Raw genomic sequence first — 24309 nt, 5'->3', positions numbered from 1 at the left:
TCCCCCTCACGTGCCCTGTTGGCCGTGGGACACGATCGCTAGGCTGGCCGCGGACGACGAACCGGGAGGAGCACGGACGTGGCCGAGACCACCACCCAGCAGCGCCCGCTCACGGGCTGGGACAAGCCGGAGCTGGACCTCACCAACGCACAGTGGCAGTCCAGCAGCCGAGGGCGGGGGGATGTCCAGATCGCCTTCGTCGAGGGCTTCATCGCCATGCGGAACAGTGGCCGCCCGGAGAGCCCTTCGCTGATCTTCACGCCCGCCGAATGGGGCGCGTTCGTGTCGGGAGCGCGGGAGGGAGAGTTCGACCTCACCTGAGGACGGGTCCGCCCTTTCCGGACGGCAGGGGGGCCGACGGCCGATCCGGGGGTGTTCCGCCCGCATTTCCGGACACGCCACCGGAGGCAGCTTCCCGGAGCCACCGCCTGAGTCAGGCTGGCCCCGGGAGGGGACAGCCGGATCCCGGAGGTGAGGACCATGAGCACGCAGCCCGTCGTCGCGGCGGTCGACGGATCGGACGACAGCCTGCGCGCCCTGGAGTGGGCCGTCGACGCCGCGCGCCGGCGCGCGGCACCCCTGCGCGTGGCGCACGTACGCCAGTACGCCCACTGGGCACAGCCCGAGGTCCTCGCCGCAGGGCTCGCCCACCCGCAGGACGACCCCGTGCTCGACCAGGTCCGCACCCGCCTGGAGGGGCGCGCCGACCAGCCGGACACGGAGTACGTCGGCATGGAGGGCGCGGCCGGCGCGGTCCTGCCCGAACTGGGTGCCACCGCCCAGCTGCTGGTGCTCGGCTCCCGGGGCCGCGGCGGCTTCGCCAGTCTGCTGCTCGGCTCCAACAGCATGGCCGCCGCCCGCGACGCCGAGTGCCCCGTCGTCGTGGTGCCCCGGCCCGGACGCGAGGTCCACGGCGAGGCCCCGGGCGGCCCCGGCTCGCGCGTGGTCGTCGGCCTGAAGGTGGACGGTCCCGACGAGGCCACACTCGAGTTCGCCTTCGCCGAGGCCGCCCGGCGCGGTGCCCGGCTCCAGGCGGTCGCCGCCTACCCGTGGCCCGCGCAGCCCTGGATGATGCCCGGGGAGCTGCCCCCGCCGATCGTCGACCAGGACGTCATCGAGGACGAGACCCGGGTCCTCGCCGACGGCTTCCTCGCTCCGTACCGCGAGCGGCACCCCGACGTCCCGGTCCAGCTGATCCCGGCGGCGGGCGACGCGGCCGGCCACCTCGTCGCGGCCTCCCGGGACGCCGACCTCGTCGTGGTGGGCCGCCACCGGCGGCGGCTGCTCTCACCCGTGCGCATGATGGGCTCGGTCACCCACGCCGTCCTGCTGCACGCCGCGAGCCCCGTCGCCGTCGTGCCGCCGGCGTCCCCTGCGGACTGACCTCGCCGTCCTGGCGGGACCGGTCCTGCCATCAGCCGTACCACCGTCCCAGCGGCCCCGAACCGCTCACTGTGCCGGGCGACGACCCGGCCCGTCCGGTCCGCCGCCCACCCCGCACTTCGCAGGCCGGGGCACGTACCATGGGCGACATGTCGTTCCTCCGCCGCCGCAGCGCCACTCCCGCCGGGCCCGACTTCGACGTACTGGCCATGGACCCGGGCGACTGGCCCGGCAACCTCGGTGCGGGACTGCTGCCCGCGCCCGACGGCACCTGCCAGGGCGTCTTCCTGCGCTACGACCTGTTCGGCGGCCGCGGCCCCGCGATGATCATCGGCAATCTGCCGGAGGGCTCCCCGGCCCGCGAGGTTTCCGAGGGCGAGGTCCCCTTCGAGGTGGCCCAGCTGCTGCTGGCGCTGGAGAACGACGAGGAGGTCACCGTCGTCAGCACCGAGGACGTCCCGGTGATGCAGGGCGACAACCTCCTGATCGTGCGGCGCGTCAAGCTCTCCGAGAGCCGGATCTCCTGCGTGCAGTTCGACCGCAGCGACAACGTCCTCGTGACCATCGCCGCCTGGGACCGCCCCATCACGGACGACCTCTACGCCCTCCTCAAGCCGCTGCCCGCGGAACTCTTCCAGCAGAGCTGAGAGCCGGACCGACCACACACGAGAGGGCCGCTGCACGCCTACCCGGCGTGCAGCGGCCCTCTCGTCCCCGTCAGCGAGTGCCGACCGCCGCGCGCACGGCGCGCCGGGCCAACTGGCAGTCGTCGTGCAGCCGCCGCAGCAGCAGCCTCTGCTCCTCGCCGGACGGCGCGGCAGCCGGGTGGGCCGCCCCCGGTGCCGCCGGGGCCGCGTCGTGCATCGAACGCTGCACGGCCGTCTCGTAGGTACGGATCTCACGGGTCAGCACCAGCATCAGGTTCACCAGGAAGGCGTCCCTGGACGCAGGCCCCGCCGACTGGGCGATCTGGCTGATCTGACGGCGCGCGACCGGTGCGTCCCCGAGCACCGACCACAACGTCGCCAGGTCGTAGCCCGGCAGGTACCAGCCGGCATGCTCCCAATCCACCAGCACTGGACCGGCCGGTGACAGGAGCATGTTCGACAGCAGTGCGTCGCCGTGGCAGAACTGGCCCATGCCCTGCCGCCCGGCCGTCTGCGCGATGCCGTGCAGCAGCTTCTGGAGGTCGCCCAGATCCCGGTCGGTGAGCAGACCCAGCTCGTGGTACCGGGACATCCGGGCCGCGTAGTCGAGCGGCGCGTCGAACGTGCCCGCCGGCGGGCGCCAGGCGTTCAGCCGGCAGATCGCGCCGAGTGCCGCTCTGATGTCCGCCCGGGGCGGCGCCTCCACCGGGTGCCGCTGGAGCGCCGCCACCCGGCCCGGCATCCGCTCGATCACCAGGGTGCAGTTGTCCGGGTCCGCCGCGATCAGTCTCGGCGCCCGCACGGGAGGGCGGTGCCGGACGAACGAGCGGTACGCCGCTATCTCGTGGCGGATCCGCTCGGACCAGGCGGGGGAGTGGTCGAGTAAACACTTGGCGACAGCCGTGCTGCGACCGGTCGTGCCGACCAGGAGCACGGACCGTCCGTTGCGGCGCAGGACCTGCACCGGGGCGAACTCCGGGCAGATGCGGTGCACGGACGCGATCGCCGTGCGCAGCTGCGCGCCCTGGGGGCCGGACAAGTCGAGTCTCCCGCTGAGCGGTTGCGTGCCGATGACCGCGCCGCGCCGGGCCCTGCCCGCACCGAGCACGGGGGCCGCCGGCCGCGCGGGGGCGAGGTAGGGGCCGCTGTCCGTGGGACGCGGGTGCAGCGACCGGGGCGGTGCGGACACGGAGGACGATGCTGCGTACATGGGCGAAACAGATCCCTTCGTGTGCCTGCGACGACAGCGCACCACCCGGCCCGGAGGCCCGGGAGAACCCTGGGGAGTGTCCCTGGCGACCGGGTCGGGGTGGCGCGTTCCTACCTGACACCGGATGGCCCGTGGCACACCATCTGGCGCACCCTGGCGAACCCTGGCGAATAGTCGCCCGGCAAGTCTCCCCGGGCTACTGTCAACTCAGCCGAGAACCTGGGGGCTTGACGTGAGCGGACAACCCAACACCCGGCTCGCGGACCTGTTCGGCCTGGCCGGCTGGTCCAAAGGCGAACTCGCGAGGCTGGTCAACCGGCAGGCGGCGGCCATGGGCCACCCCCAGCTGTCGACCGACACCTCCCGGGTGCGGCGGTGGATCGACACGGGAGAGATCCCGCGCGATCCGGTGCCGCGGGTGCTGGCGGCTCTGTTCACCGAGCGTCTCGGCCGTGTCGTGACCATCGAGGACCTCGGTCTGGTCCGGCACGGGCGTGCGGGGAAACGGCAGGGCGGCGGGAGCGACGATGCTCCCGACGGCGTGCCGTGGGCGCCCGAGCGGACGGCTGCGGTCCTCACCGAATTCACGGGAATGGACCTCATGCTCAACCGACGCGGCTTGGTGGGCGCGGGCGCCGCGCTCGCCGCGGGATCCGCACTCAGCAGCGCCATGTACGACTGGCTGCACACCGACCCTTCCCTGGCTGCCGACGCCCCCGACCTCGACCATCCCCTGCACGCCGACCCCGCTGGGTTCGACCGCTACGAGGCCGCCCCCATCGGGTCGCAGGAGATCGAGGAATTGGAGCGCTCGGTCGAGGTGTTCCGTGCCTGGGACGCGGCCCGCGGCGGCGGGCTCCAGCGCAAGGCCGTGGTGGGCCAGCTCAACGAGGTGGGCGGCATGCTCGCCTACCGTCACCCACCCCACCTCCAGCGGCGCCTGTGGGGCGTCGCCGCCAACCTCGCCGTCCTCGCGGGCTGGATGTCGCACGACGTCGGCCTGGAGCCCACGGCCCAGAAGTACTTCGTCATCGCCGCGCACGCGGCCAGAGAGGGCGGGGACCGCCCCCGCGCGGGCGAGGCACTGTCCCGCGCGGCCCGCCAGATGGTGCACCTGGGCCGGCCCGACGACGCCCTGGACCTGATGAAGCTCGCCACGTCCGGTTCCGGTGACGAGGTGCTGCCGCGCACCCGGGCGATGCTCTACACCATCGAGGCCTGGGCGCAGGCGTCCATGGGCAAGGGCCAGGCGATGCGCCGCACGCTCGGGCGGGCGGAGGACCTGTTCGTCTCCGACAAGGCCGACGTACCGCCGCCGGACTGGATGCAGACCTTCAAGGCGGAGGACCTCTACGGCATGCAGGCCCTGGCCTACCGTACGCTCGCCGAGTTCGAGCCGGGCGCGGCCGCCCATGCCCAGCACTACGCGGAGAAGGCGCTGGCCCTGCGGGTCGACGGCCGGCAGCGGTCGAAGATCTTCGACTACCTGTCGATGGCGTCGGCCTGCTTCATCGCGGACGACCCCGAACAGGCCGACCGGTACGCTCGCCTGGCCCTGGTGTCGATGGGGTCCAACTCCTCCCACCGCACCTGGGACAGGCTGCGCCAGATGTACCGGCTCACCGCCGAGTACTCGGGCTACCCGAGGATCCAGGAGCTGCGGGAGGAGATCAAGCTCGCCCTGCCGAAGACCAAGGGCAGGGGCGGCAACCGCGCGCAGGCCTGAGTTCCCCGGTCAGCCCGGGTTCCGGTTCCCTACGACACGACCTTGGCGACGAGCAGACAGGCGTTGTCCTCACGCTCGCCCTCACCGAACTCCTGGACCACGGTCCGCACGCAGTCCTCCGCGGTGCGGTCCCCCGCCAGGCGCGGCGCCAGGCCGAGGAGGAGGTTCGCCGCCGCCGCTCCGGTGTGCCCGGGCACCAGCCCGTCGGTGTGCAGGAGCAGCAGGTCGCCCACCCGGAGCGTCTCTTCGGCCTGCCCGTAGACGGCGCCCGAGGTGGCGCCGAGCAGGACACCGTCCGGTGCCTCCAGGACGTGCCCCGTCCCGTCGCGGAACAGCAGCGGGGCGGGGTGTCCGGCCTGCGCCCACACCAGGGTGCGGTTCGCGGGCCGGTAGCGGCAGCAGACGGCGCTGCCCAGGGCGGGTTGCACGGTGGCGTCGAGTAACTGGTTCAGCCAGGCCATCACCTGCCCCGGCGTGGCGCCGGCCATGGCCATGCCGCGTACGGCACCGAGCAGCATGGTCATGTTCGATGTGACGCCGACTCCCTCGCCGGTGAGGTCGCCGACGCTGAGAAGCGTTTCACCGTCGGTCAGTTCGAGTGCGTCGTACCAGTCGCCGCCGATGAGGGTGCGGGTGGACGCCGGCAGGTGGTGGGACGCGAGGTCGAGGGTCCTGGGGCCCCGGTGCGGGAGCCGCAGGGAGCCGCGCCACGGCGGCAGCACGGCCTCCTGCAGCTCGGCCGCGATCCGGTGCTCGCTCTGCGCGGCCTGCTGCCGGTGGTGCAGCGAGTCACGGGTCTCGCTCACCACCCGCTGGCTGCGGCGCAGTTCGCTGACGTCACGCAGCACGGCCCACATCGAGGCGGTGCTGCCGTCACCGTCGAGCACCGGTTCGCCCATCATGTGCACGGTCCGTACGTCGCCGGCCCGGCGGGCGATGCGGAACTCGCCGTCGATGGGCCGGGCGTCGACGAGGCAGCCGGTGACCATCGCGGTCAGCTTCGGCCGGTCCTCGTCCACCACCAGTGACGGCAGTTCGTCGAGGGTGAGCGGGGGAGCGGCCGGGTCGCGGCCCAGGATCCGGTAGAGCTCGCCGGACCAACTGGCCTCGTCCGTCAGCAGGTTCCATTCGGCGCTGCCGACCCGGCTGAGCAGGGAGCCCTGTGCGGGGGAAGGGGCTTCCGGGGCGGCCGCCGTGGGCAGGGGGCCGTCCCGCAGCTGCGCCAGGTGCTCGTCGAGGTCGTTGAGCTGGTGCAGGGCCAGGTCGTACAGGGCGCGTTGCCAGCGCTCGCGGGGGTGGTCCGATCCCGCTTCCTCGGAGTCGCGGCGCACCGCGTCCACGTCGCCCTTGAGCCGCCGCGTCTGCGATATGAGCGCGTCGACCGAGCCGCGTCCGGGCGGCTGGGCGGCTGGGCGGTCCGCGGAGAGGTGGGACGGCATGACGCACTCCGATGCGGGGACGGTTCGGCCAAGGCTGACGGAGGGACCGTTACGACTGTTGCACAGCCCGCGACGGCCTGTAAGGGATTCGGCAACACACGATACGGTGGTGCTTCTGGCATATGCCACAGTCTCACGGAGCTACTCCGGAGTAGGTGGGGAGTGCCCCTCCCGGAGGCTCAAGTCGTAGGTTACACAGGCTATTTGACGATCCATCGGAAACACCCGCACGAGGCTCATGCGGGTGTTCGATGGTGTTGTGTTCGAGTCCCGGTCAGTACCGCAGTACCCCGGCCATGCCGTCCGCCTCTGCGAGGGTGCCGTCCGGGACGAAGCGGACATCGGCTCCGGTCTCCAGGCACTGCTCGACGATCTCGTCCACGATGTCCTCGCGGGAGTCGAGGTCGCCGCTCTCGGCGAGGATCAGATGGTCCCCGGCGTCGCGGACCGTCACGCGGTAGTTCTCCTCGACGGCCAGCAGCCGGACGCGGCCGTCCCGGGCGCTCTGCCACAGCTCGTCGACACCGGCGGCGAACTCGCGCCGGCCGCGGGCCGTTTCGAGGGCGCGGGTCACGGCTTCCGTGCTGCGGCGGGCCTCCGCCTCGACCACCGGGCGCACGGCCTGCCACACCGTCTCGGGGGTCCCGTGGGCGAGCCCCCCGTGCGGGATGTGCACCGCGCCGCGGGCGGTGCTGCCGACCTCGTCCAGCAGGGTGAGGGCAGCCGGCTCGCCGGTGACGTACAGCTGCCTCGGGTGGTCGCGCAGCACGGCGTTCATCGCGGTGCCGGCCTCGCGCAGGAACTGGCGGGTGCGTTCCTCCCGGAAGGCGCTCGGCGTGTCGCCGATCCGCTGCTGCCGTTCCGGGTCGAAGTTCTCCACACGCCGGGTCAGCGGGAAGCCGCCCAGCCGGGCCTCGGCGACCCGGTCGACGCCGCCGTTCCACAGGGTGACGCGGTCCGCGGCGAGCGACAGGATCCAGAAGGGCCGCCCGGCCGTCTGGGCGGAGACGAGGTTGCGGGTGAGGAAGGTGTCCGAGAGCACCACGCGTTCGGGCACGGACCTCGCCAGTGACCACACCTGGTGTTCGCCCGGAGCGGCGAAGATCACCAGGCCGTCCTCGGCGTGGGTCAGGTCGACCTCGGTCATGGCCCGGTCCAGGTGTCCGGCGACCTCGGTGCGCCGCTCACGGGTGACGGCCGGATCGGCTTCCAGCTGCCTCTTGGCCTCGGCCACCGCGTTGCGGAGCCGGACCTGGTCCTGGGCGTTGTAGGGATCGCGCCGGTGGGTCGGCGTCAGCACGGAGACCGCGGGGTAGGGGCGCGGGCGCCGCAGCTCGGCAAGGGTCGCGGGACTCAGAACGCTCTCCATGACAGAACGATAGAGCGAATTCGCCATGGGGGCATTTGGGGCAATCGATCTCACTCGTCGTCGCGGTCGGAGCCGCAGGAGCTGCCGTCCGGCGGGAGCGTCCCGTACAGCAGGAAGGCGTCGACCTTGCTGTGCACGCACTTCGACGAGCCGTAGCCGGTGTGTCCTTCGCCGCGGTTGTCGAGCACCACGGCCGACGATCCGAGCCGCCTGGCCGTCTCCACCGTCCAGCGGTACGGCGTGGCCGGATCGCCCCGGGTGCCCACGAGCAGCATCTTCGGGGTGTCGACGTCCTTGACGTCCTCGCGGATGTAGTCGGTGCCCTTGGGGCGGCCGTAGCACATCAGCACCTGGGTGAGCCGGTAGCGGCCGAAGACCGGTGAGGCCTGCTCGTAGCGGGCACGCAGCCGGCCGAGGTCCTCGGTGACCTGCGCGGCGGCGGGGCGGTCCGGGTCGTCCGCGCAGTTGACCGCCATCAGCGCCGCGGGCAGGTTGTCGAGCGGGACGTCCGCGGGGTCGGTGAGCCCGGCGTGCGGGCCGCGCTTCGGCGGAAGGGTGAAGCCCCCGGACAGGAACGCCTCCAGGCCGCTCGGGTCGCCGTCCTCCAGCAGCCGGCCGATGGCCCGCTGCAGGGAGGGCCAGAGCTCCCTGCTGTAGAGGCCCTGCCCGAGGGCGCCGGCGAAGTCCTGGCCGGAGAACGCCTCGCCGAAGTCGTTCGGCAGCGGATCCTTGTCGAGCGACTCGACCACCTGTACGACGTGTTTCCGGGCCTCGCGCGGATCCCGTCCGAACGGGCAGGCGATGTCCTCGGTGCACCAGGTCAGGAAGTTCTCCAGTGCGGTCTGCTGCCCCCGGGCGCTGGCCACGCCCTGGTCGGCCAGGGGCTCGGTCAGCGTGTCGACGCCGTCCAGCACCATCCTGCCGACCTTCTCGGGGTGCTGGGCCGCGTACACCGCGCCGAGCCGGCTGCCGTAGGAGAAGCCCAGGTAGTTGAGCTTGTCGTCGCCGAGCGCGTCGCGTATGACGTCCAGGTCGCGGGCGGCGTTGACGGTGCCGATGTGGGGCAGGACCGGGCCCGAGTGCTCGGTGCACTGGGCCGCCGCAGCGCGCAGCTCTGCGAGCACGGCCTCCGGATCGGTCACGTCGGCATTGCCGTCGGTGGCGTCCAGGGCGCTGTCCGAGGCGTTCCCGCAGCTGACCGGCGAGGAGCGGCCGACCCCGCGGGGGTCGAAGGAGACCACGTCGTAGCCGTTCGTCAGCCCCATGAAGTCCTTGCCGCCCATGGCGAGTTGGGCCACGCCCGGCCCGCCCGGACCGCCGAAGTTCAGCAGGACCGATCCCCGCGACGTGCCCGTGGCCCGGTAGCGGGCGACGGCGACGTCGAGGGTGCCCTGCCCGGGTTTGGCGTAGTCGAGCGGGACGGTGACCTTCCCGCACTGGAGGTCCTTCGGCATGTCCATGCCTTCGCACTTCGACCAGGTGACCTTCTGGTCGTAGAAGCGCGTGAGGCCGGGCGGAGGGTCGTCGGCGGCCGGCAGAGCCGTGCCCAGCAGGGCGAGCCCTGCCGTACCGGTGACCGCGCAGCGCCGTATCGAGGGGCGCGTGGACAGCTTCGCCAGCATCGATCCTCCAGGGACGCGGGGCGTCCCGCAGCGGACCGGGACCGGCGCCCTCGCTCACCATATGCGGGCCCCGGAAGCCGCGCCTCCGGGCGGGTGGGGCCGGGTGGCGGACCGTGTTCCGCGCTGCTCGCCTCTGCGCAGCCCGCAGGCGGGGCCGGTATACGAAGGGCTTTACCGCTTGTTCGACAACCGGGCCGCCCGATGGAGTGAAAGGCCGATAAGCCATAACTCGGACCGGCCGCCCGGCGTTCACTGCGGTGCGGGTGAGTGCCCGCGACACGATGTCTGGAAGGCAGGGGTCCCATGAGACGCCTTACCCGAAACGGAGTGATCGCCGTCGCCGCCGCCTCGGGCGCGATGGCCGTGACCGTCCCCGCGTACGCCGGTTCCGGTGCTGACGGCTCGACGGCCGGTTCGCCCGGGGTGGGCCCCGGCAACACCGCCCAGCTGCCGGTGCACGTCCCGGTGAACGTGTGCGGGAACACCGTGAACGTGGTGGGGCTCCTGAACCCCGCCGCGGGCAACAGGTGCGCGAACAAGGACGACGGGCGGGCGGGCCGGCCGGGCGCGAACGGCGGTGCGGTCGCCGAAAGCAGCGGAAAGGATTCACCGGGCGTGATCTCCGGCAACGGCGTGCAGCTGCCGGTCGACCTCCCGGTCAACGTCACCGGCAACTCGGCGAACGTGATCGGCATCGGCAACCCGTCGACCGGCAACCAGTCCTCGAACACCCCCGGAGACCAGCGCCCGGTCCGCCCCCAGCACCCGCCGGAGCCGGCCCCCGAGCGGACCCCGCCGCCCCGGCCGAACCCGGCCCCCGAGCCGGTCCCGCACACCTTCCCGCACACCGTCCCGCACGCCACCGGCGCCCTGGCCCACACGGGCACGGACCACACCCTCCAGGCCGTCGCGGCGAGCGCGGCACTGGTCGCCGGGGGAGTGGTGCTGCGCCGGAGGTTCCGCCCGGGGGCGGACGGCTGACGGACCGGGCTACACCGCCTCCGCCACCCCCGTGAGCAGCACCATCCCCGAGTCCCCGTAGTCGGGCAGGGTCGGGTCCACGTCGATGTGGGTCACGTCCAGGTCCCGGGTCAGCGGCGTGAAGACCTCCGTCACGGTCGCCGGGGTCACCGGGCAGCCCGGCCAGCGGGAGGCCGGACCGATGCGGTACGTCGGCATGTTCTCCATGAACGCGGCGACCAGGTGGCCACCCGGCCGGACCGTGCGGACGAAGGCGCGGCAGAAGTCGGCGAACTCGGCGAAGTCCTCCGTGACGCTCTCGGCGACGAAGTGCATGGAGGCGAGTCCGTAGGCGGCCGGCGGCAGGGTGCGGACGTCGGCGTGGACGATGTTCACCGGGGCCAGCGCCCCGGCGAGGGTCGCGGGCACCTCCGGGTTCAGCCGCCGGCACAAGGCGTGGAACGGCAGCCAGCTGGCGTCGAGACGGTGGCAGATCTGGTCCTCCAGATACGCGATGTTGCTGGCTCCGGCCTCCACGGCGTCGATGCTGCGGCACGCGGCGGACGCCAGCATCAGCGGGTACAGGTTGGGCCCCGCCCCGAACTCCACCGAGCGGGCGATCCGGCCGGGCGGCAGGCTCCGGAAGAACGCGGAGTGGTGCGCGATGACCGCCGCGTCCGACGCGTGCACCTCGCGGTAGTTCTCCGCGAGGTAGTCGGAGACCGGCCAGCGGTCCCAGTCCACGTCGTCGTTGTGCGTCGTCATGGCCGTCTAGCCCTTCAGCCGCAACGGGAAGCGTTCGGACAACCGGGTCAGGGTCCCGTTCAGATGGTCGATGTCCTCGTCCGAGTTGAGGGCCGTGAGCCGGACGCGGAACCCCACCCGGCCCCGTGGGACCAGCGGGTAGGCCGCCAGCGTCACGTAGACGCCCTCCTGCCACAGGAACGCGGCGACCGCGTCCAGGTCCGCCGGGTTCGCCAGGGGCACCTCCACGATCGGCAGCCGGTCCGCGTTGAGGGTGCTCACCCCCATGCCCTCCAGGTGGTCGAGGACCCGGACCGTCTTGCGGTACAGGTCCGCCCGGATCGCGTCGCCCCGGCGCTCGTTGACCTCCAGCCCGGCCAGCGCGGTCGCCAGTGACGCCGTCGGTGACGGTCCCGAGTACAGATAGGGCGCCGCCGCGGTCTTCAGCCGGTTCTTCAGCTCCGGCGGAAGGGCGAGGAACGCCAGCAGGGACGAGTACGCCTTGGAGAACCCGCCCACGAGCACGATCCCGTCGTACGACTCCCCAGTGTGCCGCACCACGCAGTTGCCTCGCATGCCGTACGGGCACGTCTCGCCCGGCCCGCGCTCCCCGATCACACCGAAGCCGTGAGCGTCGTCGACGTACAGCGTCGCCCCCTCGGAGCGGCACACCGCCGCCAGGGAGGGCAGATCGGGGATGTTGCCGCTTATGCTGTTGACGCCGTCGAGACACACCAGCCGAGGCGTGCCCGGCGGGACCCCGGCCAGCAGGGCCCGCAGTTCGTCGAGCCGCTCGGCGTGGAAACGGTGCAGGGTGGCACCCTGCGCCCGGGCCACCACGCAGCCGTCGCAGACCGTGCGGTGCGCTGTCGCCTCCACGAAGACGTGCCCGTCCTCCGCGATGGCCGGGATCACCGAGGAGTGCACCAGCGTGAGCGTGGGCAGCAGCAGCGTGTCCGGCGCGCCCAGCAGCGCGGCCAGCCGCTCCTCGATGTCGAGGTACAGCCGCGGACTGCCATGCAGCCGCGACCAGCTGGGATGCGTGCCCCACCGGCGGACTGCGGGCTCGACCGATTCCATGACCTCCGGGTCCCAGTCGAAGCCCAGGTAGTTGCACGACGCGAAGTCGATCAGCCAGTGGTCACCGCTGCGGATGTGCCTCCCGCGCACCTCGTCCAGGACCGCGTCGCTCATCGGGCTGGTGCGCCGCAGGTGCTCCAGGTCCGCCCAGCGCGCTTCGCGGCGTCCCCGGGCGGCACCGACACGGGGCATGGGGGTCTGCGGGGGTGCGAAGGGACGGGCGGTCGGCTCCCGCAGGACGTGCGCGCTCTGCTCCACCGTCAGCGGCCGGGCGAACAGGAACCCCTGCCCGAACCGGCACCCCATGCCGGCCAGCAGATCCCGCTGCGCGGTGTCCTCGATGCCCTCGGCGATGACCTGCAGGCCCAGGGTGTCGGCGATCCGCACGATGCCCTCGACCAGGGCGACCTGCTGGGCGTCCTGGGCGATGTCGTCGATGAACGACTTGTCGATCTTCAGCACGTCGATCGGGAAGTCCCGCAGGTAGCGCAGCGACGAGAAGCCGGTGCCGAAGTCGTCCACCGCGATGTGCACCCCGAGTTCCTTCAGCGTGTTCAGCACCGTCTGGAGCCGGTCGTCGCGCTGCAGCAGGACCGTCTCCGTCAGCTCCAGCTGCAGCGATCCCGGTTCGAGTCCCGGGGTGCCCAGCGCCTCCCCGACCTCCTCGATGAACCCGGCGTCGCGGAACTGACGGGCGGAGACGTTCACGCTGACGTACGGCGGGCGGCCGGGACCCGGCAGCCGCTGCAGCCCGATGATGTCGCTGATCGCGTTCTCCAGCACCCACGTGCCCAGCGGGGCGATGTGCCCGGTCTCCTCCGCCAGCCTGATGATCTGCTCCGGGGCGAGGGGCGGCCGGTGCTCTTGCGGCCAGCGGACCAGCGCCTCGAACCCGACGACCTCACCCGCCGTGATGTCCACGACCGGCTGGTAGCGCAGCGCGAACGCCTTGTCGGCGACCGCCTGGGCCAGCTGGGACTGCAGATCGTGCCGCTCCACCATGCGGCTGCGCAGCAGTGGCCTGAAGCGGCGCCACTGCCGTTTGCCCGCCGCCTTCGCCGCGTACAGCGCGAGGTCGGCATGGCCCAGCAGTTCCTCCGCGTCCGTGCTGTCGCGCGCGGTGGCCACGCCCACGCTGGCGGACACCGTCACCGACTCGTCGGCCAGCTCGAAGGGCCGGCTCAGGGTCTGGATCACCTGGGCCGCGAGCAGTTCGGCGTCCAGCGGCTGCTTGGCGTCCTCCATCAGTACGGCGAACTCGTCGCCGCCGAGCCGGGCCGCGGTGTCGGTGCGCCGCAGCGTCCGGGACAGCCGGTTGCCGACGGCGACCAGCAGATGGTCGCCCGCCCGGTGCCCCATGGTGTCGTTGACCAGCTTGAAGTCGTCGAGGTCGATGAAGAGCAGACAGGTCAGGGACGACTCGCGGCGGCCGCGCAGCAGGGCGCGTTCGGTCCGCTCCAGCAGCAGCGTCCGGTTGGGCAGACCGGTCAGCGAGTCGTGGAAGGCCCGCTGCGTCAGCTCCTGCTCCAATCGCCGCTGCTCGGTCACGTCCCGCAGGGTCACCACCAGACCGGACACCGTCCGCTCGTCGCGGAAGTCGCTGAAGCGGACCTCCACCTCGACACGCACTCCCCGGCGCCGCACCCACCAGTGGTCGTGGCCCGCCCCCGAACCCCGCTCCCGTACGGCGGCCAGCTCCAGGGTCGCCCGCTCCCGGTCACGGGGGTCCACCAGGTCCGGCAGGGGTACGCCGAGGAGCTCGTCGGTGCCGAAGACGGACAGCGCGGACGGGCTGGCGTACCGGATGGTGTCGTTGTCCTCCAGGATCAGGATCACGTCGGAGGCGTTGCGGACGAGGGTGCGGAAGTACGCCTCGTTCTCCCGCCGGATGACCTCCTGGCGCAGCGCGACGCGCTCCATGGCCAGGCCCGCGTGCGAGGCCAGGATCTCCAGGGAGCCCCAGGTCTCGTGGAGATGCCGCTCGGGGGCGGCGACCAGCAGGATGCCCGGCACGGCTCCGGCCGGGCGGTCGGGCTGGGTCATGGGGCACACCAGGACGGACGGCAGGCCGTCGAGCACGGCGGCGACCTCGGCGTCGAGGGCGGCCGGGCTGACCAGCCGGGTGCCATGGGCGCCCAGGTCCGTCGCGTGCTCCCTGGGCAGCAGCATCGTCCGGTGCGGTACGTCCGGGCCCATCAGCCGGTCGACCGCCCGGTGGCACGACTGGTCGACCTCTTCCTGCCGGAAGGCGGAGACCAGTGACGCGGCGGCTCCCCGCAGGGCCTGCTCCCGCGTCATCGCGTGACGGTGCGCCACGACCATCCCCGCCAGCCGGAGGATCACGAGCAGGAACAGCACTCCCGAGAAGGCCGCGATCACGGCGGCGTCCCGGGTCTGGCCGCTCAGCCCCTCCCAGAGCAAAATCCCCGGCGCGATGAGCGTGGCCACGGCCAGCATGACCAGCCGGCGCGGCGGCGGCAGCAGGGACTCCCGCTGGGGCACCGAAGCCGTCAGCTCGACCATGGAGGGCTGCAGTGCCGCCAGGCCCCAGGCGGTGTAGAAGACGACCCAGCCGAGATCCAGCAGGCCGCCGGTCTGCCAGACGTCGTTCAACCGCAGGATCCCGTACGCGATGTCCGTCACGAGCAGGGTCACCGTGCCGACGACCAGCAGGCGTACGGCACGATTGGAACCGTCGACCGGGCTGGGGGTGAGCAGCCTGACCAGCAGGGCCAGCACGAGGATGTCGCCGAGGAGGTAGGCGATGCTGATGGCCCGCTGCTGCCAGGTCAGGCCCTGCAGCACGGTCAGCGGTTGCACCAGGTACACCCACAGGGGCAGCGCGAGGCCGGCGGTGACGATCAGCGCGTCCAGCAGGCTCGGCAGGTCGCGGTCGGCCCAGCGGTGGCGCACCAGGCCCAGGAGGCCGATCGCGAAGAGCGGGTACATCGCGAGGTGGCAGGCGTCGGCCGGGGACGGGAACGGGTTGGAGGCTCCCAGGTACTGCTCCATCACGAAGTCGTACGTGCCGCCCGCGATGAAGACGAGCAGGCCGGCGGCCAGGACCCACCAGGGCCAGGAGTGGGCGGGCCGGTACAGGCGCGTCCCGGTCAGGATGGCGGCGACACCGGCCAGCCCCATCACGGCCCACATCACGGGAACCATCACCGGTACGGTCATGTACACGACGGTGACGACCGCAACCAGGATGACGTAGACGGCCATGAGCCGACGTGCCGGCAGTGGGGACATGTGCCTCCCCCCGTCGGGGAGACCGGGGTGTACGCCTGGTCTTACACCTGGGCCAATTGAAATCGATCATAGGTTCGTCCGAGCGGCCCTGCATCTCGGGCGGATGCCCATAGGGGCGGACCCGGCGTCTCCCTGTGACGTCTCAGCGGCGTCCGCGGTGGAACGTTACGTGCAACTCCCGCACTTGTTCCGTCAGTTCGGGCACCGGGCCGTCCACGGTGACACCGGGTGTCACATCCTGCACGGGGAGTGGCCGGACCGGTGCCGCGGGAACCCCCAACTCACCCAGCCAGGCGGTGAGTTGCTCGGACGAGGCGACGTAGACGATGCGCCCGAGGCCGACCCAGGCGTGCGCGGCCGCGCACATCGGGCAGTGCTCGCCGGAGGTGTAGACCGTGGCCGCCGCCCGTTCCCCGGGCGTGAGGTGCGCCGCCGCCCAGCGCGCCAGCTCGAACTCAGGGTGCCGGGTGCGGTCGCCCGAGGCCACCCGGTTGTGGTCCTCGCCGAGGACGGTGCCGTCCGCCCCCACCAGGACCGAACCGAACGGCTCGTCCCCGGCCTCCAGTGCCTCGGCGGCCAGCTCCACGCAGCGGCGCAGATGAGGCAGTTCCTTGTCCTTCACGACCATGGGCCGGCCTTTCCCGTGACGATGCGGTCAACAGGACCCTAGGGCGGCGGTGCCCGGGGCGGAAGGAACGGGGCCGCTGTGCGGGGAGGGTGCCGCCGGGCCGGAAATCCGTTTGCCGTCCGGCCCGCCGGCTGCTGAGGTCTGCCCATGGACCATGCCGAGTTGCTCGCCCTGTTCGACCGCGACCTGCGTGCGGGAGCGCGGCCGGACGGCCCCGGCGCCCGTGTCGAGCGGACCGGCGGTGTCGTCCGCCAGGTCGCCTCCCCGCAGGGCTGGAACGGCATCGTGTGGTCCGCCCTCGACGAGGCCGGGGCGGACGCGGCGATCGCCGCGCAGATCGGCCACTACACCGGTCTCGGCCTCGGCTTCGAGTGGAAGCTGTACGGGCACGACCGGCCCGCGGACCTCGGTCGGCGGCTGCGCGCGGCCGGGTTCACGCCCGGTCCCGAGGAGACGCTGATGATCGGCGAGGCCGACGGCCTGGGCCTCGGCGCCGAACCGCCCGCGGGCGTGCGCGTCGAGCCGGTCACCGACCCGGCGGGCGTCGATCTCGTGGCCGGCGTTCACGAGAAGGCGTTCGGCGCTGACAGCTCCTGGCTGCGCCATCAGCTCCTCGCCCGGCTGTCGGCCGACCCGGACACCGTCGTCGCCGTCGTGGCGATGGCCGGAGACGAGCCGGTGAGCGCGGCCCGCATGGAACTCGTACCCGGCACGCCCTTCGCCGGGCTGTGGGGCGGCGGCACCGTCCGGGACTGGCGGGGCCGCGGCATCTACCGCACGCTGGTGGCCCACCGCGCCCGCGCCGCCGCGGCCCGCGGCTACCGCTACCTCCAGGTCGACGCCTCCAGTCAGAGCCGGCCGATCCTGGAACGTCTCGGCTTCGTGCCGCTGACGACCACGACGCCGTACGAATACGCGTCGTAGCCGAGCCAACCGGGGCACCGATGTCACATCCGGGGCCGCGCGGTCCGTCGCAGTGTCATGACGACGAACGGGACGAGTCAGAGCATCCTCCTCGCCGGCGCGAGCGGCGTCCTCGGCCGGCACATCACCCACGCCCTGACCGAGGCGGGCCACAAGGTCACCGGCCTCGGCAGGAGCCCGGAGAACGGCGTCCGCGCCGACCTCATGGACCGCGACGCCCTGCTGCGCGCCGTCGAAGGGCACCACTTCGACACCGTTGTCCACGCCGCGACGGCCCTGCGCAAGCACCCCGTGCGGGACCGCGACATGTACGCCACCGACGCGTTGCGCACCCAGGGCACGGCCCACCTCGTCGAGGCCGCCCGCGCCACGGGTGCCCGCCGCCTCGTCGTGGAGTCCATGGCCTTCGGGTACGGCTACGGCGACCACGGCGACCGCCCGCTCGCCGAAGGCGACCCCTTCGGCCCGCGCGGCGCCACACCGCCGCTGGAGCGGCACATCGACGGCATGCGGACCAAGGAGCGGCTCGCCTTCGAAGCGGAGGCGCTGGAGGGCGTCGCGCTGCGCTTCGGCCTGTTCTACGGGCCCGGCGGCACCGAGGCGCTGCTGCCCCTGTTGCGCAGGCGGCAGCTGCCCCTGCCCGGTGACCGGGACCGCGTGCTGCCGTGGGTGGAGCTCACGGACGCCGCCCGCGCGGTGGTGGCCGCCGTGGAGCGCGGCCGGCCCGGGCAGGCGTACAACATCGCGGACGCCACGCCCCTGGGGTTCCGCGCCCATGTCGAGGCCGTGGCCCGGTCCTTCGGGCTGCCGAAGCCGTTGAACGTGCCGCTGTGGCTCTTGAAGCTCATGTCGTACGCGCACACCGTGATGTCGTCCCGGCTCCGCATGTCCTGCGCGAAGGCGGAGCGCGAACTCGGCTGGACGCCGCGCTGCGCGTCGAGCCACGAGGGGCTCGCCGCGATGCGGCCGGCGAGTCACCACTGAGGTCCGGGCCCGGGACGGCGGCTGCCGCCGAGGCTGTCATGGGTGGGCCGGTCCGGGGCGCGGACCGGCCTTCGGCTCCCTTTCGGCGTTCGCTACGGCCTGGTCGAGGCCTTCGCCGCCGTTCCGGCGCACACCAGCCCCAGGACCACGGCCAGCGCACCGATGATGATGTTGTTCCACACGACACCGGCGTCCGGGCTTTCGCCCACGATCCACGGCGAGACGATCATCCAGACCCCGAGGGCACACATGGCCCAGCTCAGGCCGTACATGCGCTCGGGAGCACGAGTGAAGCCGAGCGCCAGCAGGCCGATCGCGATGCCCATGATCAGGTTGTGGGTCACGAGTGCCGGCTGGCTGGTCGTGTAGTGGACTATCCACGGAGAGGCGGCGCAGTACAGACCGAGCAGGAACACCGGTCCGTCCACGAGCGCCACATCGCGGCCGCCGAGCACGCGGGCGTACCGAGCCCGCATCTCGGAGGCATCAGGGTGGCTGGTTATGTCACCTCTGGTGGGCGAGACGTTGGCCATGACTCGTCTCCTTCATGGTGCAGGGCGACCGCGTCTGGTGGGGTATGCGGTAAACGCCGCGTAAGCATCATTCTGCTCTTATGTCCTCTTTATGTGTAGAGGTCGGCGAGAGGTGCGGAATCTACCCGGCGGTACATGTCCGGGCGGATCGGGGGCATCCGCATGTGTACGACAGTGACCGATCGACGTCGCCCGGCGGGCGGCGCGGGACAGGGGAGGGCAGCGGACGTGACTGCGGCCATCAGCGCGAAGGTGTTGGAACGGTTCCCGGCGGGGTCTCCGCGAGGATCGTGGCCCGCGGAGGAATACGCGGCCCGCCGCCGCGCCGAGGGTCAGGCCGCCACCGTCGTGATGGACCTGGAGTCGGACGCCTTCCTCGTGGTCGTCCCGGCGGACGAGGACTGAATTCCTCCGTCCCGCACGGCCTTTCAGGTCGCCTTTCGTGAAATCCGCGGTCCGGCATACGAGATGGGCCGCGGATTCCTTGACGGGCCTCGCACCCCACTGCCACGATCCATGGCATGACCATGCGACTGGACCTCACGCGGCGACGCCACGTCGACCTCGCACGCGTCTCCAGCGCTTCCTGTCGCGCCGCAGCCTGAGTCTCCCGGCTCGCCGCTTCCCCTCACCGCCTCATCCGCCGCCGGACGACCGTCGTCGTGCCGGCGGGACGCCCTGTGCGGTGAATTTCCCTCACGCCTGAATTCGGCGCTCCGGCACGCCCTTCTCCAGCGACGTCCCGAATTCGGTGGTGCCCCGCGCAGTCGCGCCTTCTCCCGGAAAAGAGAACCCATGGCCACCGTCCTGTCCGTCTCCGGCAGCCCCTCCGCCTCCTCCCGCACCAGCCGACTGCTGCGCCACCTCGACCAGCGGCTGGCGTCCCAGGGGCATGACGTGATCCCGCTCGACGTCCGCACGATTCCCGCCGAGGCCCTGCTCGGCGCTGATTTCCGCCACCCCGCGATCGTCGAGGCCACCGAGCTGTTCGCGCGGGCCGACGGCGTCGTCGTCGGCACCCCCGTCTACAAGGCGTCCTACTCCGGTGTCCTGAAGGCCTTGCTGGACCTGCTCCCGCAGTACGCCCTCGCCGGCAAGACCGTGCTCCCGCTCGCCACCGGCGGCAGCGTCGCCCACGTCCTGGCCATCGACTACGCGCTGCGCCCGGTGCTCACCTCCATGGGCGCGGCCCACATCGTGCAGGGCTGGTTCACCCTCGACAAGGACCTCGCCGTGCAGGACGACGGCACGCTGGCCGTCGCGCCGGCCGCCACCGAGGCACTCGGCCAGGTGGTCGACCAGTTCTCCGCCGCGCTCGGCCGCACCCCGCTGCTGGCCGTGGCGGGCTGACCCCGCCCGCCGCCGCACCGCCGCACCACCCCCTCGATCGGAGACCCCGTGTCCCTCACCTTCCACTGGTTCCTGCCCACCAACGGCGACAGCCGCCATGTCGTCGGCGGCGGTCACGGCACCCCGGCCACCGCGTCCGGGCGGGACCGGCCGCCCACGGTCGCCTACCTCAGCCAGATCGCCCGGGCCGCCGAGGAGGTGGGCTTCGTGGGTGCCCTCACGCCCACCGGCGCCTGGTGCGAGGACGCGTGGCTCACCACCGCGATGGTCGCCCAGCACACCGAACGCCTGAAGTTCCTCGTCGCCTTCCGGCCGGGCCTCATCTCACCCACGCTCGCCGCGCAGATGGCCGCCACCTTCCAGCGGCAGACCGGCGGCAGGCTGCTGCTCAACGTCGTCACGGGCGGCGAGAACAAGGAACAGCGCGCCTTCGGCGACTTCCTCGACAAGGACGGGCGATACCGCCGTACCGGAGAATTCCTGGAAGTCGTCCGGGGGTTGTGGGAAGGCAGGACCGTCGAACTGCACGGCGAGCACGTCCGCGTGGAGGACGCGGCGCTGGCCCGGGTCCCCGACCCCGTGCCCGAGGTCTACTTCGGCGGCTCCTCGCCCATCGCCGGTGAGATCGCCGCCCGGCACTCCGACGTCTATCTCACCTGGGGCGAACCACCCGCCCAGGTCGCCGAGAAGATCGCCCGGATCCGCTCGCTGGCCGCCGCGCGGGGCCGCACCCCGCGCTTCGGCATCCGGCTGCACGTCATCACCCGCGACACCGCCGAGCAGGCCTGGGCCGAGGCGGACCGGCTGCTCGACGGGTTCGACCCGGAGACGGTGGCGTCGGTGCAGGCCGGGCTCGCCCGCAGCGAGTCCGAGGGGCAGCAGCGCATGCTCGCCCTGCACGGCGGCCGCCGCGACCGCCTGGAGATCCACCCCAACCTGTGGGCCGGCATCGGCCTGGTGCGCGGCGGGGCGGGCACCGCCCTGGTCGGCAGCCACGACGAGGTCGCCGAGCGGATCAGGGAGTACCACGCCCTGGGCATCGACGAGTTCATCCTCTCCGGCTATCCGCACCTGGAGGAGGCGTACTGGTTCGGCGAGGGCGTCCTGCCGCGCCTCGCCGCGCAGGGACTGTGGCGGCACCCCGCAGGCACGGAGACCGCGCCCGCGGCTGCGGCCCCCTTCGTGCCGGTCGCGAGCTGACGCCCCGTCGGTTCGGTTCGGAAGATCAACCCTGGAGCCGTAGGCGGGCGTCCTGGTCACCGAGGGGGCAACCCCGCCCCCTCGGTGACCAGGAGGCACAGGTGCGGAAGGCAAACTGAGCCTGGACGACACGGTGGAGCGATGGCTGCCCGGCCTGCTGCGCGGCAACGGCCACGACGGCGCCGAGGTCACCCTGCGCCGGCTCCTCAACCACACCAGCGGCCTCCCGAACTACACCGACGACCCCGACTTCGGCTTCAACGCCGCGGGGCCCGGATTCCCCGAGCACCGGTACGACACCCACACGCCCGAGGAGCTCGTGGCGATCGCTCTGCGGCAGCCACCGCGGCCCGGCCCGGAGAACGAACCGTCGTACTCGAACACCAACTTCGTCGTCGCGGGCATGGTCATCGAGAAGGTCACCGGCCGCGGCTACGCCCAGGAGATCACGCGCCGCATCCTCCGGCCGCTGAAGCTGCACGGGACGTCGTTCCCCGGCACGGCACCCCACATGCCGAAGCCCCACCCCGTCGGCTACTCCCTGCTCCACCAGGACGCCCCCGACGCCGAGATCCACGACGCCACCGAACAGAACATGACGTGGCTGGGCGCGGCCGGCGACGTCATCTCCACCGGCGGCGACCTCAACCGCTTCCAACGAGCCCTCGTCAAGGGCCACTTGCTGCCCCCGCGGCAGCTGAAGGAGATGTTCGGGGAGGTCCCGGCCGGACACGGCGTCGGATACGGACTCGGAGTCGAGTTCGCAGTTGTCCTGCGGCGTGAAGGTGGTGGGCAAGAGCGGCCGGACGAACGGCTCGCTGTCCGCGATGGTCGGCACCCAGGACGGCCAGCACCAGCTCACGTTCAACATCAACGGCGACTGGCTCCGGGACTCCTCCCTCTACATCGACGTCATCGAAGCGGAGTTCTGCGGGAAGATCCCCTCCCGGACGGACCGGAAGGACCGGAAGGACCGGAAGGACCGGACGGACCGCACGCCGGCCGTGCCGCGCCTCGGCTAGCCCGACGCCAGCGAGCCGAGGTGCGTCCGGCGTGCCTCGGCCGTCTGGCCCTGCACCAGCAGGAACATCCCCTCGCGCGCCAGCCGTTGCGCCCGGCTGTCCAGGGCCATGGCGCGGCCGCCCCCGGCCACGATCGCCGCGGTGGTGGCCGCGCGCAGGAGGTCGTACGCGCGGGTCTTCACGGCCAGCCGCTCCGGTACGCAGCCGGGCGCGGCGGGCCGGTCGGCCAGGGCGTAGGCGTCCCGCCGGACCTCGTCGAGCCGGGCCCGCAGCGACCGGGCCGTCTCCTCGCCGTCCGGGCTCTGTGCCACCAGGTCCAGCGCCGCTCGCGCCACGCCGAACACGGCAGGACTGGCGTTGGCGGCCCGGGGGAGGTCGACCAGGGCGAACTCCTCCTGCGGCGTGCGCAGTACGACCGCCTCCTCCGGCACCCGCAGGCCGTCCAGGTCCAGGGACACCGTGCGGGCGGCGGTGAGAGCCGCGAGCCGCATCGGCGCCGACGCGGTCAGCCCCGGCTGCTCGCGGGCCCCGGCGAACGCGAACACCACCTCGGCCGTGTCCGTCACCCCGGCCAGCAGCATCACGTCGTTCAGTCCCCAGCCCGTGTACCAGGGGACCCTGCCCTCGAAGCGCCAGCCGCCCGCCTCGGGAACGGCCCGCACGGGCACCCGGGGGAAGGCGCGGACATGGGCGAACGCGATGCCCGCCATCAGCTCGCCGGTCGCCAGCGGCCGCAGCAGCTTCTCCCGGACGGGCGAGTCGTAGGTGGCGAGCAGCTTCACCGGTGTGTGGTGCTGTGTCTGCACGAACCAGGTCGAGCAGCATGCCCCGGCCAGGATCTCCGCGGTCTCCCGCGCCACGGCCACGGGCGCGTGCGCCCCGCCGTACTCCTGTGGCGCGACCACCCCCAGGAGCCCCGCCCGCTTCACCGCCTCGACGTGGCTCGCGGGCACCCCCTCCTGGTCGACGCGCCCGGCCTGCGGGACGAGGAGATCGCCGGCCAGTCGCCGAGCTCGGGTGACGAGGGGATGGGGTGTGGTGGTCATGGGAGGAATTCTCGCGGCCGGGCGGCGCGGGGCCCCGATCCGGGGGGTGTGTCGTCCGGCCCTTCGAGGTCAGGCACGCGCATCCAGCTCCGTGAGGACGTCGAAGTCCAGTCCGTCGGCCCGCGCCAGATAGATCCGCTGGCGGACATGTGCGTTCCTCAGGTGGAGCAGCCCGCGGGGACCCTCGTACGACACCGCCCCCGCACCGGCCGCCGCGCCGATCGCCGACACGTCCAGCGCCCCGGCCCGCTTCAGCAGCGCGGCCAGCAGCAGTACACCCTCGTAGCAGGACTCGCCGAGGCTGCCGAGGGCGGGCGCCTCGACGCCGTAGCGGGCGGCGTACCGCCCGTGGAAGTCGAGGGTGTCGCGATTGGCCAGCGAGGCGAAGAACCCGGCCGTGCTGTAGAGGTCCTCGGTCGCCGCGGGGCCGCTCGCCACCAGCATGTTCTCGTCCATCAGGGTGCTCAGCCGCAGACAGCGCGCGTCCAGGCCGTACGCGGCGAACTCCCGGTTGAAGCGCACCGCGTCACTGCCGACGAGCAGCATCAGCACCGCGTCGGCGCCGGAGCGTTCGACGCCGCGCAGCACCGGCCCGAAGTCGTGGGTGCCGAGCGGCAGGTACGCCTCGCCGGTGACGCATCCACCGCAGTCCCGGGCGTACCCGCGGGCCGAGCGGGCGGTGTGCCGCGGCCAAACGTAGTCGTTGCCCACCACGAACCAGCGCTTCACCCCGCGCTCGCGCGCCAGCAGCTCCATCGCCGGCCGCAGCTGGTCGCGCGGGGTCTCGCTCGTCAGGAACACCCCCGCCGTGTCCTCCCCGCCCTCGTACAGCGCGGTGTACACGTACGGGACGCGGTGCGCGATCCGCGGCGCGAGCGCCTGCCGTACGGAGGAGATGTGCCAGCCGGTGACGCCCTGCACGGCCCCCAGGTCCACCAGCGCCCCGACCTCGTCGGCGACCTCGTGCGGCGCGCCCGAGCCGTCGACCGGTACCAGCCGCAGCTCCCTGCCGAGCACGCCGCCGTCCCGGTTGACCTCCTCGGCGGCCAGCCGGGCGCACAGCTCACAGGCGGGCCCGAAGATTCCGGCCGGCCCCTGGAGGGGGAAGACGAGGGCCACGCCGAGTACGGAGTCGTCGGCCGTGAACCACGCGGGCGCGGGGAGGTCGAGCCGGAACATGGCGTCATGAT

General features: G+C 72.5%; 21 protein-coding genes and 1 pseudogene. 12 read left to right on the top strand and 10 right to left on the bottom strand.

Annotated features, from left to right (window positions below):
• Positions 1–78: 78 nt before the first annotated feature.
• From HNR57_RS33745 to HNR57_RS33735, 3 genes are all read left to right on the top strand, one after another.
• The gene (locus tag HNR57_RS33745; RefSeq protein WP_097214820.1) at positions 79–321 is read left to right on the top strand and encodes a DUF397 domain-containing protein; all 243 of its coding nucleotides are present in this window, start codon (positions 79–81) and stop codon (positions 319–321) included.
• Between the two features lie 159 nt (positions 322–480).
• Positions 481–1383, top strand: a complete 903-nt coding sequence (locus HNR57_RS33740; RefSeq protein ID WP_184566230.1) for a universal stress protein — start codon at positions 481–483, stop codon at positions 1381–1383.
• 149 nt (positions 1384–1532) lie between these two features.
• A complete protein-coding gene (locus HNR57_RS33735; protein ID WP_184566228.1) occupies positions 1533–2030 on the top strand; it encodes a glycosyltransferase family protein in 498 nt (165 codons plus the stop codon).
• A 70-nt stretch (positions 2031–2100) separates the two neighbouring features.
• Here the strand turns inward: HNR57_RS33735 and HNR57_RS33730 are convergent, their stop codons facing one another.
• The gene (locus HNR57_RS33730) at positions 2101–3240 is read right to left on the bottom strand and encodes an aminoglycoside phosphotransferase family protein (protein WP_184566226.1); all 1140 of its coding nucleotides are present in this window, start codon (positions 3238–3240) and stop codon (positions 2101–2103) included.
• A gap of 232 nt (positions 3241–3472) precedes the next feature.
• Between HNR57_RS33730 and HNR57_RS33725 the strand changes: the two genes are divergently transcribed.
• Entirely contained in the window at positions 3473–4966 is a 1494-nt protein-coding gene (locus HNR57_RS33725) for a DNA-binding protein NsdB (RefSeq protein WP_184566224.1), read from the top strand.
• Between the two features lie 29 nt (positions 4967–4995).
• Here HNR57_RS33725 and HNR57_RS33720 read toward each other — a convergent pair whose 3' ends face one another.
• The 3 genes from HNR57_RS33720 to HNR57_RS33710 form a co-directional block, all read right to left on the bottom strand.
• Positions 4996–6405 (bottom strand): PP2C family protein-serine/threonine phosphatase, encoded by a 1410-nt coding sequence (locus HNR57_RS33720; protein WP_184566222.1) that lies wholly within the window; start codon positions 6403–6405, stop codon positions 4996–4998.
• Between the two features lie 274 nt (positions 6406–6679).
• Positions 6680–7774: a baeRF3 domain-containing protein gene (locus HNR57_RS33715; protein ID WP_184566220.1), complete on the bottom strand. Its 1095-nt coding sequence runs from the start codon at positions 7772–7774 to the stop codon at positions 6680–6682.
• 50 nt (positions 7775–7824) lie between these two features.
• A complete protein-coding gene (locus HNR57_RS33710; RefSeq protein WP_184566218.1) occupies positions 7825–9396 on the bottom strand; it encodes an alpha/beta fold hydrolase in 1572 nt (523 codons plus the stop codon).
• 303 nt (positions 9397–9699) lie between these two features.
• Here HNR57_RS33710 and HNR57_RS33705 point away from each other — a divergent pair, with 303 nt between their 5' ends.
• Positions 9700–10377 (top strand): chaplin, encoded by a 678-nt coding sequence (locus tag HNR57_RS33705; protein WP_184566217.1) that lies wholly within the window; start codon positions 9700–9702, stop codon positions 10375–10377.
• Between the two features lie 9 nt (positions 10378–10386).
• On the opposite strand, the gene HNR57_RS33700 is transcribed toward HNR57_RS33705, so the two are convergent.
• The 3 genes from HNR57_RS33700 to HNR57_RS33690 form a co-directional block, all read right to left on the bottom strand.
• Positions 10387–11121 (bottom strand): class I SAM-dependent methyltransferase, encoded by a 735-nt coding sequence (locus HNR57_RS33700; RefSeq protein ID WP_184566215.1) that lies wholly within the window; start codon positions 11119–11121, stop codon positions 10387–10389.
• Between the two features lie 6 nt (positions 11122–11127).
• A complete protein-coding gene (locus HNR57_RS33695; RefSeq protein ID WP_376772317.1) occupies positions 11128–15432 on the bottom strand; it encodes an aminotransferase class I/II-fold pyridoxal phosphate-dependent enzyme in 4305 nt (1434 codons plus the stop codon).
• A 142-nt stretch (positions 15433–15574) separates the two neighbouring features.
• Entirely contained in the window at positions 15575–16060 is a 486-nt protein-coding gene (locus tag HNR57_RS33690) for a nucleoside deaminase (protein ID WP_184566213.1), read from the bottom strand.
• A gap of 147 nt (positions 16061–16207) precedes the next feature.
• On the opposite strand from HNR57_RS33690, the gene HNR57_RS33685 reads away from it, so the two are divergent.
• Positions 16208–16984, top strand: coding sequence for a GNAT family N-acetyltransferase (locus HNR57_RS33685; RefSeq protein ID WP_184566211.1), 777 nt, complete (start codon positions 16208–16210; stop codon positions 16982–16984).
• Between the two features lie 57 nt (positions 16985–17041).
• Positions 17042–17968, top strand: a complete 927-nt coding sequence (locus HNR57_RS33680; RefSeq protein WP_184566209.1) for an NAD-dependent epimerase/dehydratase family protein — start codon at positions 17042–17044, stop codon at positions 17966–17968.
• 92 nt (positions 17969–18060) lie between these two features.
• Here HNR57_RS33680 and HNR57_RS33675 read toward each other — a convergent pair whose 3' ends face one another.
• Entirely contained in the window at positions 18061–18501 is a 441-nt protein-coding gene (locus HNR57_RS33675; RefSeq protein WP_184566207.1) for an SPW repeat protein, read from the bottom strand.
• A gap of 240 nt (positions 18502–18741) precedes the next feature.
• On the opposite strand from HNR57_RS33675, the gene HNR57_RS33670 reads away from it, so the two are divergent.
• From HNR57_RS33670 to HNR57_RS33655, 5 genes and pseudogenes are all read left to right on the top strand, one after another.
• Positions 18742–18906 (top strand): DUF8839 family protein, encoded by a 165-nt coding sequence (locus tag HNR57_RS33670; RefSeq protein ID WP_513822328.1) that lies wholly within the window; start codon positions 18742–18744, stop codon positions 18904–18906.
• A 116-nt stretch (positions 18907–19022) separates the two neighbouring features.
• Positions 19023–19106 (top strand): putative leader peptide, encoded by an 84-nt coding sequence (locus HNR57_RS40975; RefSeq protein ID WP_350710819.1) that lies wholly within the window; start codon positions 19023–19025, stop codon positions 19104–19106.
• Between the two features lie 190 nt (positions 19107–19296).
• The gene (gene ssuE, locus HNR57_RS33665) at positions 19297–19851 is read left to right on the top strand and encodes an NADPH-dependent FMN reductase (RefSeq protein ID WP_184566205.1); all 555 of its coding nucleotides are present in this window, start codon (positions 19297–19299) and stop codon (positions 19849–19851) included.
• A gap of 48 nt (positions 19852–19899) precedes the next feature.
• On the top strand, positions 19900–21051 hold the full coding sequence (locus HNR57_RS33660; protein WP_184566203.1) for an LLM class flavin-dependent oxidoreductase: 1152 nt from the start codon (positions 19900–19902) through the stop codon (positions 21049–21051).
• 103 nt (positions 21052–21154) lie between these two features.
• Positions 21155–22073, top strand: a pseudogene (locus HNR57_RS33655) (serine hydrolase domain-containing protein); the annotation flags it as partial.
• Here the strand turns inward: HNR57_RS33655 and HNR57_RS33650 are convergent.
• Positions 22070–23119 (bottom strand): acyl-CoA dehydrogenase family protein, encoded by a 1050-nt coding sequence (locus tag HNR57_RS33650; RefSeq protein ID WP_184566201.1) that lies wholly within the window; start codon positions 23117–23119, stop codon positions 22070–22072. The pseudogene HNR57_RS33655 and the gene HNR57_RS33650 overlap by 4 nt on opposite strands.
• Before the next feature lie 69 nt (positions 23120–23188).
• Positions 23189–24298 (bottom strand): substrate-binding domain-containing protein, encoded by a 1110-nt coding sequence (locus HNR57_RS33645; RefSeq protein WP_184566329.1) that lies wholly within the window; start codon positions 24296–24298, stop codon positions 23189–23191.
• Between the last annotated feature and the right edge of the window lie 11 nt (positions 24299–24309).

Origin of the sequence: Streptomyces paradoxus (assembly GCF_014202475.1) — a bacterium.
In the GTDB taxonomy this organism is placed as follows: domain Bacteria; phylum Actinomycetota; class Actinomycetes; order Streptomycetales; family Streptomycetaceae; genus Streptomyces; species Streptomyces paradoxus.
This window is presented reverse-complemented; position numbering and strand designations above follow the sequence as displayed.